Here is a 12509-nt window from a genome sequence, read left to right on the forward strand (position 1 = left end):
CACGCTGTCCACATGAACGACGTAGTGGTGGCCGCGGAGGGGCTGCGTTGCGCCTACGGCAGTTTCGTCGCCGTGCGTGACGTGGAGTTCTCGGTGCGCCAAGGGGAGATGTTCGCGCTCCTGGGTACGAACGGAGCGGGCAAGACCACGACGATGGAGACGCTGGAGGGGCATCGGCCGCCCACGTCGGGGACGGTGCGGGTGCTGGGCCGCGATCCCTATCGCGAACGGGCTTTCGTGCACGCGCGGTGCGGGATCATGCTGCAGTCCGGTGGTTTCGCCGGCGACCTCACCGTGCGGGAGACCGCGCGGATGTGGAGTGGCGTCGTCTCACGGAAGTCCGATGTGGACGAGCTGTTCGAGCGGTTGGGGCTCGCCCACCGCGCGGGGGTGCGGGTGAAGCAGCTGTCGGGAGGCGAACAGCGCAGGCTGGACCTCGTCCTCGCCGCTCTCGGCGGGCCCGAGGTGCTGTTCCTGGACGAACCGACCACGGGCCTCGACCCGGAATCGCGGCAGACGACGTGGGAGCTGGTCGAGGAACTGCTCGCCGAGGGCACCACGGTGGTGCTGACCACCCATTACCTGGAGGAGGCCGAACGCTTGGCCCACCGGCTGGCGATCATGCACGAGGGCAGGATCGCCGTGGAGGGCAGCCTCGCCGACGTGCTCGGCCGGTACCGGGCGCGCATCGACTTCCGGGTGGCCACACCGGACGGCACGGTGCCGCCTGTGCCCCCCACCCCGCCGGGCCTGCTCGGCGACGTGGACCTGACCTCCTACGCCGACGGGTACGTCGGCATCGCCACCGACGACCTCCAGTCGGACCTGGAGCGGGTGCTCGCGTGGGCCCGCGCGCAGGAGCTGCGACTGCACGGACTCAGCGCCCGGCACGCCTCGCTCGACGAGGTATTCCGTGACGTCGTCGAGTCGACCAACCCCGTGGAGGTGGCCGCATGAACACGCGCGCGTTGACCGCGATCTCCGCAGCGGAACTGCGACTGTTCCTGCGCAACACCGCCGTGGCGGTGTCCGCGCTGCTGATGCCGTTGGTGATCGGCGGCATGTTCGTCGTCAACGGACTCCAGGACACCCCGGAATCGGGGTGGGGTTTCTTCGTCGCGTTGATGCTGCTCACCGTGTTCGGAATGTCGGGCTGTATCGCGGCCGCGGGCACCCTCAGCTACCGGCGCGACGAGCTCTACCTCAAGCGTCTGCGCTGCTCGCAGGCCTCCGACACCACGATCCTCGCGGGCGTGCTGGCGCCGGTGGTGCTGGTGACGATCGTGCAGTGCGTGCTCATGCTGCTGATGGTGGGCGCGGCGGCCGGGTCGGCGCCCGACAACCTCGTGCTGGTCGTCGTCGCGATCGTCCTCGGCACGGTGTGCAGTGTGGGGCTTGGCATGGCCACCACGGGCTTCTCGTCGTCCGGCGAGCAGGCCCAGACCGTGGCGACCCCGGTGTTCTTCGTGCTCATCGGCACCGCGATCTGGGCGGCCCTGGATCTCGCCGAGGGACTGACCATGCTGCAGATGCTCACCCCGGGCGGGGCGGTCGTGCAGCTCATGCACCTGGCCTACGCGGGGTCGCCGTCGGGCACGACGACCGGCGCCCTGTCCGACGCACTACCGGCCATCGGGGGTCTGGCGCTCTGGGCGGCCGTGGGCGTGGGGGCGGCCAAGCGCTACTTCCGCTGGGAGCCGCGACACTGACCCGGGGGTGGGAGCGGGCGGCCGGTCCGGGCGTCGCCGGGCCGGCCACCCGGGTCGCGTTCACGCCGACGTCTTGCGGGCCACCCCCGCGACCGCGCGCGTGCGGGCGGGGTCGCCGACGAACGATGCCTCGGGCCGCCACTGTGGCAACCACACCAGGCCTGGGTCGACGAGCTCGAAGTCGCCGAACAGCTCCGCGATCTCGGCGCGGCCGCGCAGTCCACCGGTGCCCTGGTTGGCCGTGCGCGCCCGGTAGTCGTCGCTGATCCGGCCGAACGCCTCCTGCGCCTGCGCGTCGCCGGTGTCGAGGCAGGCGTGGGAGAGCACCAGCAGACTGCCGGGCGCGAGCCGGTCGCGGTAGTACGCCAGCACGGTCTCCGGCTTCCGCTCCGCGGGCAGCAGGTGCAGCAACGCCACCGTCAGCAGGCAGACCGGCTCCCGAGGGTCGATGCCCTCCGCCAACACGCGCTCCCAGAGCGCCGGACCGTCGAAGAAGTCCCCGGCCAGGGCGCGGTGCCGTGCGGGGTCGGCGGTGTCTTCCAGCAGGATCTGCGCGTGGGCGTGGGCCACGGGCTCGTTGTCGATGTAGACGACCCGGCTCTCGCCGGGCGCCACCTCGTCGGCGACCTCGTGCACGCTGCCCTGCGTCGGCAGGCCGCAGCCGATGTCGACGAACTGGCGGATCCCCGCCGCCGTCGCGAACCGCACCGCCCTGCGGAGGAAGGCGCGATTCTCGCGCACCGCTTCCCGGATCTCGGGAGCGCGCGCGAGCTGTTGTTCGGCGAACTCGCGGTCGACGGCGTAGTTGTTGGTCCCGCCGAGCCAGTAGTCGTAGACGCGCCCGGAACTGGGGCGGCTCAGGTCGAGCGATGAGTAGTCGGACACGGGCCGAGCGTAGCGAAGCGTCGACACCTCGCGTGCCGGCTTCGCGGAAGGTCAGCTCGCGTTGCCGCGGTGGAAGCGGACGTGCAGCGCCCGGATCTCCTCGACCAGCGAGGGCACCGGCCCCTCCACCACGACGTTCGGGGCGACGTCCGAGACCGGGAGCGTCGCCACCGGGGGTGCGGGCACGCCGAGCTCCGACAGCCACGCCGACAGCTGTGCCGACGAGGCCACGTACACGATGCGGCCGAGTCCGACCCAGCCGTGCGCGGCGGCACACATCGGGCAGTGCTCTCCGGAGGTGTAGACGGTGGCGCGGTGCCGTTCCTCGGGCGTCATGAGCGTCGTCGACAGGCGGGCGAGCGCGAACTCCGGATGCCGGGTCCGGTCGCCGCCCGCGACGCGGTTGCGGTCCTCGGCACGCACCTCGCCGTCTCCGTCGACGAGCACCGAACCGAAGGGCTCGTCGCCCGCCGCCAGCGCCTCGGCCGCGAGCTCGACACACCGGCGAAGATGTACCAGTTCCCGATCCTCGATCACGGCACCATCCTCGCACGGCCGGGACGCGAAAACCGATCGCTCGCGGCCCGGGAGGACGGATACCGTGCCGACGTGGACTCCCCGCCGGCGACACCCGTGTCGCGCCTGCTCGACGCCCACCGTCCCGCCGACGACGTCGAGCGAGCCGACGTCGAGCGCATCCTCCGATGGCGCAGGGATGCGGCCGACGCGGCCGATCCCTGGGACCGCACCGCGCCCCTGCACCTGACGGCCTCGGCCTTCGTCGTGCACCCGAGCACCGGGCGGGTGCTGCTGCGTCGGCATCCCCGCCAGCGGGCCTGGTTGCGCCGTTGCGGTGGGCGACCCTGTCCGAGGCGCGGGAGCTGACGACCGAGGACAACGTGCGCCGATCGCTGCGTCGCGTGGAGGCCGTGTTGCGCGGCGAGAGGTGATCGTCACCGACCCGGGCTCACCCCTCGTCGTCGAGCCGGGTCAGCACCTCGGGGCCGTTTTCGGTGATGGCGACGGTGTGTTCGGAGTGCGCGGTCCGTGAGCCGTCGGCCGACCGGATGGTCCAGCCGTCGGGGTCGGTGACGATGCGCGCGCTGCCCGCCGTGAACCACGGTTCCAGCGCCAGCGTCATGCCCGGGCGCAGGAGCAGGCCCCTCCCGGGCCGACCGCGGTTGGGAATGTGGGGGTCCTCGTGCATGGTGCGCCCGAGACCGTGGCCGCCGAACTCCGTGTTGACCCGGTAGTCGTAGTCCCGCGCCACCTCGGCGATAGCCGCCGAGACGTCCCCGAGCCGGTGGCCCGGCCGCGCGGCCTCGACACCGGCCGCCAGCGCCTCCTCCGTGGCGCGGACGAGCCGCACGTCCGCCTCGGCCGGAGTGCCGACGATGGTGGTGACGGCGGCGTCGGCCACCCAGCCGTCGATCGAGACGGCGAGGTCCATGCTCAGCACGTCGCCGTCCCGCAGCACGTAGTCGTGGGGAAGGCCGTGCAGCACGGCGTCGTTGACCGACAGACAGACGGTGTTGCGGAACGGCCCACGTCCGAAGGAGGGCGCGTAGTCCCAGTAGCAGGACTCGGCTCCGCGCTCGCGGATCATCGTCCGGGTGTGGTGTTCCAGGTCCAGCAGGTTCACGCCGACGGCGGCCTTCACCCGCAGGTCGGCGAGGACCCGGGCGACGAACGCTCCGGTGGTGCGCATCCGTTCGATCTCGGCGGGGGACTTCAACTCGATCACGCGACACTCCTGGGTGGTATAAAAATACCGGTCCCGTGTAGCGTAACACGTAGCGGTATTTCTGTACCGGTTCTAGTCTGGTCGCATGGTGCGTCTGCCGCTCACTCCCGAGCAGATCCAGGCCGGAGCCCGGCTCGGGGCGTTGCTGCGCGAACTCCGAGGAGGCCGGGGGCTCGACGACGTCGCCGGCGCGGCCGGGATGTCCCCGGAGACCCTCCGCAAGATCGAGACGGGGCGGCTGCCGAGTCCGGCGTTCGGCACCGTCGTGCGACTCGCGGACGCGCTCGGCGTGTCCGTCGAGAAACTCGCCGAAGCCTGGCGCGACGGCGCCGCGTTCGAAGCCGCGTCCTGACGCCTTGGCCGGTTCGTCGTTCGGGCCGCACCACAGGCCCGAACGACGAACCGGGGATCACCTCGCCGGGGCCGCGGCCGTGGAGCCGCGGACCACGAGCTCCGGCTGGAAGAGGTACTCCTCCGCGGGAGGGACCGCGCCGGCGACCTCGTCCAGCAGCGTGCGCACCGCCGCGGTGGCCATCGCCGTGACCTTCTGCTGGATGGTCGTCAGCGGGGGATCGGTGAACGCGATGAGCGGCGAGTCGTCGTAGCCGACCACCGAGAAGTCCCTCGGCACCTCCAGCCCGCGGCGACGGGCCACGCGAATCGCGCCGAGCGCCATCAGGTCGCTCCCGCACACCACGGCCGTGCAGTCCCGTTCGAGCAGCGTCCAGGCCGCGGAGTGCCCGCCCTCGACGGAGAACAGCGTGTGCACGATCAGCTCGTCGACCTCGCCGGCTCCCACCACGGGGGCCATGAGCTCGCGGAACTTCTCGGCCTTGCGCTGCACGGGCACGAAACGCGCCGGTCCCACCGCGAGGCCGATGCGTTCGTGTCCGAGCTCCCGCAGATGAGTGAGCGCCAGTTCCACGGCCGCGCCGTCGTCGTCGGAGAAGAACGGCGCCTTCACGTCGGGCGCGTACCCGTTGACGAAGACCACCGGCACTCCGCCGTCGATGAGGCGGCGGTACCGGTCGTGGTCGGCCGTCGTGTCGGCGTGCAGGCCCGATACGAACACGATGCCCGACACCCCACGCGCGGTCAGCGTCTCGATGAACTCGTCCTCGGTGGCGCCGCCGGGAGCCTGCGTGCACAGCACCGACCGGTACCCGCGCATCACCAGCGTGCGGTCGATGACCTGGGCGAACGCGGGAAAGATCGGGTTGTCCAGCTCGGGAATGATCAACCCGATGAGCCCGGCGCTGCGTTGCCGGGCCCGTGCCGGGCGCTCGTAGCCGAGCCGGTCCATGGCCGCCAGGACCGCCTGCCGGGTGGCCGCGGCGACCCCCGGCTTGCCGTTCAGGACGCGGCTCACCGTCGCCTCGCTGACGTTCGCCAGTTCGGCGAGGTCAGCGAGGCGAACGCCGTCCAGCGGTCCCTTAGCCATCCCGGTCTCCGCTCCACCACACCGCACTCTCCGGCGGCAACGTCACGGTGTCGCCGGTCAGGCCGAGGTCCGAGGCGGGGCAGCTCGCCAGTTCGACCGAGCCCGGGCGAGCGATCGTCACCGGCGCCGCGGAGAAGTTCACGGTGCACGTGACCGCGCCCCGCCGGAGCGCCAGCACGTCCTCGGGCGCGGCGAGCCATTCGAGTCCCTCCGCCGGGAGTTCCCGGCGCCGCCGCAACGCCTCCCGGTACAGCGCGAGCATCGAGTCCGGGTCGTCCCGCTGCGCCTCGGCGGTGAGGTTCGCCCAGTGCTGCGGCTGCGGCAACCACGACGAGGCGCCGAACCCGAACGGCGGCTCGCTGCCCGACCACGGCAGCGGCACGCGGCAGCCGTCCCGGCCGCGCTCGGTGTGGCCCGACCGTTCCCACATCGGGTCGGCGAGCACCTCCTCGGGCAGGTCGGTGATCTCCTCCAGCCCGAGTTCCTCGCCCTGGTACACGTACACCGATCCGGGCAGCGCCATCGTCAGCAGCGCGGCGGCGCGGGCACGACGCATGCCCTGCTCGCCGCCGCCGTAGCGGGTGACGTGCCGCTGGACGTCGTGATTGGACAGCACCCACGTCGACGGCGCGTTCACCCCGGCCACGGCGGCGAGCGAGTCGTCGATCACCTGCCGGAACGCCGTCGCTGACCAGTCCGCCTCGACGTAGTGGAAGTTGAACGCCTGGTGCAGCTCGTCCGGACGCAGGTAGCGCGCCAGACGTTCGGCGTTGGGCACCCACGCCTCCGCGACACCGATGCGCTCGCCGGGGTAGGAGTCGAGGATCTTGCGCCACGCGCGGTAGATCTCGTGCACGCCGTCCTGGTCGAAGTACGGCAGTGCCCGCGACGTGAGCAGCGACGCCTGGTCGGAACACGCGGCGTCCGGCAACCCGTCGGCCTTCACCATGCCGTGGGCGACGTCGATCCGGAAGCCGTCCACGCCCCGGTCGAGCCAGAACCGCAGGATGCTCTCGAACTCCGCCCGCACCTCGGGGTTCTCCCAGTTCAGGTCCGGCTGTCCCGGATCGAACAGATGCAGGTACCACTGGCCGTCGCCGACCTGGGTCCACGCCGGACCACCGAAAATCGACTCCCAGTCGTTCGGCGGACCGCCGTCCCGGCCGTCGCGGAACAGGTACCGGTCACGCGCGGGTGAACCGGGCTCCGCCGCCAGCGCCTCCACGAACCACGGGTGCTGCGACGACGTGTGGTTGGGCACGATGTCGACGATCACCTTGAGCTTGCGGTCGTGCGCCTCGGTGATCAGTGCCTCGGCGTCGGACAGCGTCCCGAAGACCGGGTCGACGTCGCGGTAGTCGGCCACGTCGTAGCCGCCGTCGGCCATCGGCGAGGTGTAGAACGGCGTCAGCCACACGGCGTCCACGCCGAGCTCGGCCAGGTAGCCGAGTTTCGACCGCACGCCCGGCAGGTCGCCGATGCCGTCGCCGTTGGCGTCGGCGAAGCTCCGCACGTACACCTGGTAGATCGCCGCGGTGCGCCACCACTCGTTGCTCATGAAGTTCCTTTCAGCTCTTGACGCCGCCCGCCGTGAGTCCGGCGACCAGATGACGTTGGACGAGGAAGAACACGATGGCCGACGGCACCAGGACCACGACGGAGCCGGCCGTGAGCAGCCCCCACTCGGCCTTGAAGTCGCTGACGAACGTCGCCATCCCCACCGGGAGCGTGTAGTGCGCCTCGCTCTGCATGAAGACTCCCGCGAAGGCCACCTCGCCCCACGCGGTGATGAAGGAGTAGAACACCGTCACCGCGATCCCCGGCTTGGCCAAGGGCACGATGAGCCGCCAGAACGTGCCGAACGGGCTGAGCCCGTCGACCCGGCCGGCTTCGTCGATCGACACGGGGATCGTGTCGAAGTAGCCCTTGAGCATCCACGCGCAGTACGGCACGGCCACCGTGGACGACGCGAGGACGAGACCACCGTAGGAGTCGAGCAGGCCCAACTCCGACAGCACGTTGTACAGCGGCACGATCAACACGGCCGCCGGGAACATCTGCGTGATGAGGAACGACCACATCAGCGGACGCTTGCCCGGGAACCGCATGCGCGAGGCCGCGTAGCCGGCCGTGGCCGCGATCAGCACCGCGAACACGGTGGTGGCCGACGCCACGATCAACGAGTTCACGAACCACGTGAGGAACTGCGTCTGCCCGAACACCTGGACATAGTTGTCCAGACCGAGAGTGCCGAGCTCGTCGGGCCGCGTCCACGTGCCGCGGTCGGTCTTGAGCGACGTCAGCACCACCCATGCCACGGGAAACACCGCGACGACACTCGCGAGTACCAGCGTCGTGTGCAGGGCCGTCGACGACAGCAGGCTGCGCTGGTCCCTGCGGCGCACCTTCTCGGTCATGACAGCACCTCACTCGACTGCCGGTCGAGCCAGCGGCGGTAGAAGAACGCGAACACCACGAGCATGGAGGCGATGAGCGCACCGTACGTCGCCGCGCCCGCGTAGTCCCGGATGCCCTGGAACGCGCGGTCGTAGGCCTCGGTGACCAAAATGTTCGTCGCCCCGCCGGGACCGCCGCCGGTGAGCATCGCGATGACGGCGAACTGGTTGAACGTCCAGATCGTGCCGAGCAGGATCACCGTCCCGGACACGGGTCGCAGGCCTGGCAGCGTCACGGCACGGAACCGCTGCCACGGTGTCGCACCGTCCACTTCGGCCGCCTCGTACAGGTCCTTCGGCACCGTCTGCAGCCCGCCGAGCAGCGCCACCATCATGAACGGCACGCCCAGCCAGACGTTGACGAGGATGACCGCGACCTTGGCGGCCGTCGGGTCGCCGAGCCAGTCCACGCTCGCGAAACCCAGCGCGTTCAACACCGAGTTGAGCACACCGCCCTCGGTGTTGAACATCAACCGCCACGCGAACGCGGCCACGAACGGCGGCACCGCCCACGGCAGGATCAGCAGCATCCGGTACACCGACCGGCCCCTCAAGGCCCGGTTCAGCAGCATCGCCAGCCCGAGCCCCAGCGAGTAGTGCAGCACGACACAGGCGACCGTCCACACCAGCGTCCACACGAACCGCGAGTAGAACGCGCCCTCGACGCCGGAGAGCACGTCGATGTAGTTCCGCAGTCCGACGAACTCGTACGTCGCCTCGATCTCGTTGACGCCGATCGTGCGCGCGCTGTTCATCTCGTTCGCGTTGGTCAGCGACAGGTAGACGCCCTGCACCAGCGGGTAGAACACCAGCACGGCCAGGACCACCACGACCGGGGCCACCATCGCCCACGCGTACCAATGCCTGCTCGCGGAATCGCGCAACCGCCCGCGGGGCGGCACCGGTGTCGGTGCCGCCCCGGCAGGGGAACGAACGGCCGTCGTCGTCATGACTCGAAGCCCGGCACCGCGCCCGTGACCTTGCGCTGCGCCTGCGCCAATCCGTCCTCGACGGAGGCCTGACCACCGAGGATCTGCTCGTAGTACGGGCTGAACAGGTCGTACAGGGTGCCCGCACCCGGGGCGGCGGGGCGCGGCTTGGCCGACTCGATCGGCTCCTGGAACCCGGCGAGGATCTCGTTGTCCGTGACCTCGGGCTCCTCGTACACCGACGTGCGGGTGGGCAGCGTGTTGTTCTCGCTCGCCACGTACGCCTGGTTCTCGGGCCGGTTCATGAACTCGACGAACAGGTACGAGGCCGCGAGGTCGGGCGAACCCGCGTAGATCGTGTAGTTGTGGCCGCCCACGGGGCCGCCCTGGCCCTTCGGGCCCGCCGGGACCGGAGCGATGCCGAGGTCGTCCGCGTCCTCGAAGGCGTCACCGGACAGCGCGTCGGACACCGACCAGGGCCCGTTGATGATCATGCTGACGGAGCCCTTCTTGAACCCGTCCTGCATGTTGTTGTACTTGTTCGCGCTGGTGTCGGTGGTGCCCACGCCGTCCGCGGTGAGTTCCTGCACGGTCTCGATCGCGGCCTTCACCTCGGGGCTGTCGATGGTGATGCGCTCGCCCTCGACGTCGACGTAGTCGCCGCCCTCGCCGTAGACGAAGGGCAGCAGGTAGTAGGAGTCGGCGTTGAGGAACACGCCCGTCGTGCCCGGCACCTTCTCTTCGAGCAGCTCGGCCGCGTCCCGCAGCTCCTCCCACGTGGCGGGCGGCTCGTCGATGCCGGCCTTGTCGAAGTGCTCCTTGTTGTAGAGCAGGGCGAGGGTGTCGGTCACCTGCGGGACGCCGTAGGTCTTGCCCTCGTAGACGTTGCTCTCCATCGGCACCGGCAGGTAGTCGTCGGCGCCGTCGAGTGCGACCGTGTCGTCGAGCGGTTGCAGGTAGCCCAGTGCCGCGAAGGTCGCCGTCCAGCCGACGTCGGAGCGCATGACGTCGGGGGCGCCGTCACCGTTCTGCGCGGCCGTCTTGAACTTGTCGTCCGACCCGTCGAACGGCACGTTGACGTAGTCGACCGTGATCTTCGGGTACTCCTCCTCGAACCGCTTGGCCAGTTCCTTGTAGGCCGGCGACTCGGTGGTGGCGTCCGAGGTGTCCCAGAAGGTGACGGTGCCCGTCACGGACTGCGGGTCGTTGGCCGCCTGGTCCGCGGCGTTGCTCTGGTCGTTGGCGGACTCGCCGCACGCGGTCACCGTCAGGGCGGTGGCCGCGGCGAGCGCCAGCACTCTCCTGCGTGTCATGGCTCTCCTCGCTGAGAACAGGGTGCGCACGAAGGTAGCCGCGGTTGCCGCAAGGAAGCAAGAATCTTTCTGTAACTTTCAGGACTCCGTTGCAGGGGTGTGCCGAGCGGTCGGCGTCTTGCGGGCTCTCACCCGGCCGCCCCCATGCCTGTCGGCGCCTGGCGGGCCGGCGTCGCGATCCTCGTGTGCGTCGTGTCGTCCTGCTCCGATCGGTTCAGTCGACGCCGTGGAATGGCGGATCGAATGTGCATCAGCACACGCCGCGAAAATGTCCGACGAATTCAAGTAGTCGTTCGACGGTGTTTTGCCGCTGATTCGAGTTCTTCTTCGTGCTGTTGTGTCGTGCCGTGATGTCGTTGCACCGTGGGCTCTCTCGCCGATCGCGGGATCACTGGGGAAATCTGGGAGGGTCATTGTGGAAAAGTTGTCGTCAGCGAATCCGGGCACGCGGAAGTGGTTTGTGCCCGCGCAAATCGTGCTGATTCTGTCGATGGTTTTCGGCATTCTCGTCGGCGCGGTGGGAGTCGCGTCCGCGGCTCCGGCGACGGTGGGCAACACCGACGGCGACGGGCTCAACGTCCGCAGTGGACCGAGCACGTCGAGTGCCGTGGTCGGCACGGTGTGGGACGGCACCGCGGTGGACATCTCGTGCCAGGCCCAGGGTGACGAGGTCACCAACACCCGCGGCTTCACGAGCGACCTGTGGGACTACGTGCCGAGCCTCGGTGGCTACGTCGCCGACGCCTACATGGCCACCGGCCACGACTACCGCATTCCCGGTGTGCCGGACTGTGGCGACGACGGTGGCTCGGACGGGCGTCTGGTGCCGATCTCGCAGCACCAGGGTCAGCCCAACCACGGTGAGGACTGCGGGCCGACGAGTGTGGTCACCGCGTTGTTGGCGCTGGGGGTGACGCCGCGCTCGTGGGACCCCTCGTACCCGGTCGCGGCGATCAACCGGGCGAGGGCCGACATGGGCTACGACCCGAGCTGGAACGACCCGAACGTGCTCGGCACCAGTGAGGCCGACGTGGTGAGGGCGTTGGCGGCCAACGGCGTGCACGCCACGACGCTGTGGGACTTCGACGCCGCCTTGGCGCACGTGCGGGGCGGACGGCCGGTGGTCATGGCGGGTGACATGAAGGACCTGCCGTGGTCGCCGCTGTCGACCCCGCACTTCCTGACTGTCGCGGGCTACGAGAACGGCGAGTACCTCGTGCTCGATCCGGCTTCCGACACGGTGGTGTACCGAGCCTCGGCGTCCGTGCTGTGGGCCTACTGGGACAACCGCCTCGGCCGGGCGGCCGTGGCGTTGTAAACCACGCGGGACGCGTCGAGTGCGAGCAGCCGGTGCCGTTTCGTCTTGCATGGCGAGCCGGCATCGGCTGTTCTCAGTGCGACGCCCGCCCCGGACACCACGGCGATCGAGCGGGAGCGAGAACCGTATGCGCCTGCGCAGTCGATCTCCCCCAGATCGAGAGGTCCTCTGCTGAGCGAATTGAGCCTGCGTAGATTCTGGTCGGCAGTGTGCGGCAGGGCAGCCGCTTGAGGTGCCTCGGCTGGGGAGCTGTGGCGTCCGTACCTTCCCGATGGAGGCGCGGTTCACTCACGTTCGCACCACTTGTGATGCCACGGGGGTGCGCCCAGGCGGCAGGCCGCCTCTTTGTCCGCACCATTGACAGGTCGAAACGTGCGCCCCCGGCAGGACTCGAACCTGCGACCTAGAGATTAGAAGGCTCTTGCTCTATCCAGCTGAGCTACGGAGGCTTGTGGCGACCGCTACGGTCACAGCACGTCACCCAAGCTTAGTCACCACTGCCTGGTTGATCGTCCGGTACTGGAGAATCGTTTCACCTCTCACCCGGGTCAGTGACCGAATCTTCGCCCACGGTTAGCACAATCGTGATCAGTCCCGCCCGTAACACCCGCACTGTGACCGCCCTGTTCCCCTGGGTGATGAATCCGTTCACCTGCGCCCGGCCCGAGCGGTCCGTGAGCGCCCTGCGCGGCGCGGGGACCGGTCGGGCCGGGC

General features: G+C 69.8%; 13 protein-coding genes and 1 tRNA gene. 5 read left to right on the plus strand and 9 right to left on the minus strand.

All coding sequences use genetic code 11. The features are described 5' to 3' along the window. The first annotated feature begins 12 nt into the window (after positions 1-12). Both SACAZDRAFT_RS19430 and SACAZDRAFT_RS19435 read left to right on the plus strand, forming a co-directional pair. Positions 13-957: an ABC transporter ATP-binding protein gene (locus SACAZDRAFT_RS19430; protein ID WP_005444453.1), complete on the plus strand. Its 945-nt coding sequence runs from the start codon at positions 13-15 to the stop codon at positions 955-957. Then, positions 954-1709, plus strand: a complete 756-nt coding sequence (locus SACAZDRAFT_RS19435; protein ID WP_005444454.1) for an ABC transporter permease — start codon at positions 954-956, stop codon at positions 1707-1709. The genes SACAZDRAFT_RS19430 and SACAZDRAFT_RS19435 overlap by 4 nt, the downstream gene beginning before the upstream one ends. A gap of 60 nt (positions 1710-1769) precedes the next feature. Here the strand turns inward: SACAZDRAFT_RS19435 and SACAZDRAFT_RS19440 are convergent, their stop codons facing one another. Both SACAZDRAFT_RS19440 and SACAZDRAFT_RS19445 read right to left on the minus strand, forming a co-directional pair. Further along, positions 1770-2594, minus strand: a complete 825-nt coding sequence (locus SACAZDRAFT_RS19440) for an SAM-dependent methyltransferase (RefSeq protein WP_040927824.1) — start codon at positions 2592-2594, stop codon at positions 1770-1772. Between the two features lie 51 nt (positions 2595-2645). Then, entirely contained in the window at positions 2646-3131 is a 486-nt protein-coding gene (locus SACAZDRAFT_RS19445; protein ID WP_005444456.1) for a nucleoside deaminase, read from the minus strand. Between the two features lie 72 nt (positions 3132-3203). Here SACAZDRAFT_RS19445 and SACAZDRAFT_RS23925 point away from each other — a divergent pair, with 72 nt between their 5' ends. Continuing rightward, positions 3204-3479: an NUDIX hydrolase gene (locus tag SACAZDRAFT_RS23925; protein ID WP_232286299.1), complete on the plus strand. Its 276-nt coding sequence runs from the start codon at positions 3204-3206 to the stop codon at positions 3477-3479. Positions 3480-3561: 82 nt separating this feature from the next. Here the strand turns inward: SACAZDRAFT_RS23925 and map are convergent, their stop codons facing one another. After that, the gene (gene map / locus SACAZDRAFT_RS19455) at positions 3562-4338 is read right to left on the minus strand and encodes a type I methionyl aminopeptidase (RefSeq protein ID WP_005444460.1); all 777 of its coding nucleotides are present in this window, start codon (positions 4336-4338) and stop codon (positions 3562-3564) included. A gap of 85 nt (positions 4339-4423) precedes the next feature. Here map and SACAZDRAFT_RS19460 point away from each other — a divergent pair, with 85 nt between their 5' ends. Beyond that, on the plus strand, positions 4424-4690 hold the full coding sequence (locus SACAZDRAFT_RS19460) for a helix-turn-helix domain-containing protein (RefSeq protein ID WP_005444461.1): 267 nt from the start codon (positions 4424-4426) through the stop codon (positions 4688-4690). A gap of 57 nt (positions 4691-4747) precedes the next feature. On the opposite strand, the gene SACAZDRAFT_RS19465 is transcribed toward SACAZDRAFT_RS19460, so the two are convergent. Genes SACAZDRAFT_RS19465 through SACAZDRAFT_RS19485 form a run of 5 tightly spaced genes read right to left on the minus strand, consistent with a single transcriptional unit; the run spans position 4748 to position 10477 of the window. Beyond that, on the minus strand, positions 4748-5779 hold the full coding sequence (locus tag SACAZDRAFT_RS19465; RefSeq protein ID WP_005444464.1) for a LacI family DNA-binding transcriptional regulator: 1032 nt from the start codon (positions 5777-5779) through the stop codon (positions 4748-4750). Then, the gene (locus SACAZDRAFT_RS19470; RefSeq protein ID WP_005444465.1) at positions 5772-7337 is read right to left on the minus strand and encodes a glycoside hydrolase family 13 protein; all 1566 of its coding nucleotides are present in this window, start codon (positions 7335-7337) and stop codon (positions 5772-5774) included. Before SACAZDRAFT_RS19470 ends, SACAZDRAFT_RS19465 begins: the two co-directional genes overlap by 8 nt. Before the next feature lie 10 nt (positions 7338-7347). Beyond that, the gene (locus SACAZDRAFT_RS19475) at positions 7348-8196 is read right to left on the minus strand and encodes a sugar ABC transporter permease (RefSeq protein WP_005444466.1); all 849 of its coding nucleotides are present in this window, start codon (positions 8194-8196) and stop codon (positions 7348-7350) included. After that, positions 8193-9185 (minus strand): carbohydrate ABC transporter permease, encoded by a 993-nt coding sequence (locus SACAZDRAFT_RS19480; protein WP_005444467.1) that lies wholly within the window; start codon positions 9183-9185, stop codon positions 8193-8195. The genes SACAZDRAFT_RS19475 and SACAZDRAFT_RS19480 overlap by 4 nt, the downstream gene beginning before the upstream one ends. After that, positions 9182-10477, minus strand: coding sequence for an extracellular solute-binding protein (locus SACAZDRAFT_RS19485; RefSeq protein ID WP_005444468.1), 1296 nt, complete (start codon positions 10475-10477; stop codon positions 9182-9184). The genes SACAZDRAFT_RS19480 and SACAZDRAFT_RS19485 overlap by 4 nt, the downstream gene beginning before the upstream one ends. Before the next feature lie 490 nt (positions 10478-10967). Here SACAZDRAFT_RS19485 and SACAZDRAFT_RS19490 point away from each other — a divergent pair, with 490 nt between their 5' ends. Then, positions 10968-11795: a C39 family peptidase gene (locus tag SACAZDRAFT_RS19490; protein WP_157607047.1), complete on the plus strand. Its 828-nt coding sequence runs from the start codon at positions 10968-10970 to the stop codon at positions 11793-11795. Between the two features lie 375 nt (positions 11796-12170). Here SACAZDRAFT_RS19490 and SACAZDRAFT_RS19495 read toward each other — a convergent pair. Next, positions 12171-12244, minus strand: a tRNA-Arg gene (locus SACAZDRAFT_RS19495). Positions 12245-12509: the final 265 nt, after the last annotated feature.

Origin of the sequence: Saccharomonospora azurea NA-128 (assembly GCF_000231055.2) — a bacterium.
Taxonomy (GTDB): domain Bacteria; phylum Actinomycetota; class Actinomycetes; order Mycobacteriales; family Pseudonocardiaceae; genus Saccharomonospora; species Saccharomonospora azurea.

Coding starts and splice junctions, on each gene's coding strand:
- SACAZDRAFT_RS19490 (WP_157607047.1), top strand. CDS start 10,968: ATGGTTTTCGGCATTCTCGTCGGCGCGGTGGGAGTCGCGTCCGCGGCT.
- SACAZDRAFT_RS19465 (WP_005444464.1), bottom strand. CDS start 5,779: ATGGCTAAGGGACCGCTGGACGGCGTTCGCCTCGCTGACCTCGCCGAA.
- SACAZDRAFT_RS19480 (WP_005444467.1), bottom strand. CDS start 9,185: ATGACGACGACGGCCGTTCGTTCCCCTGCCGGGGCGGCACCGACACCG.
- SACAZDRAFT_RS19470 (WP_005444465.1), bottom strand. CDS start 7,337: ATGAGCAACGAGTGGTGGCGCACCGCGGCGATCTACCAGGTGTACGTG.
- SACAZDRAFT_RS19485 (WP_005444468.1), bottom strand. CDS start 10,477: ATGACACGCAGGAGAGTGCTGGCGCTCGCCGCGGCCACCGCCCTGACG.
- SACAZDRAFT_RS19430 (WP_005444453.1), top strand. CDS start 13: ATGAACGACGTAGTGGTGGCCGCGGAGGGGCTGCGTTGCGCCTACGGC.
- SACAZDRAFT_RS19475 (WP_005444466.1), bottom strand. CDS start 8,196: ATGACCGAGAAGGTGCGCCGCAGGGACCAGCGCAGCCTGCTGTCGTCG.
- SACAZDRAFT_RS19460 (WP_005444461.1), top strand. CDS start 4,424: ATGGTGCGTCTGCCGCTCACTCCCGAGCAGATCCAGGCCGGAGCCCGG.
- SACAZDRAFT_RS19435 (WP_005444454.1), top strand. CDS start 954: ATGAACACGCGCGCGTTGACCGCGATCTCCGCAGCGGAACTGCGACTG.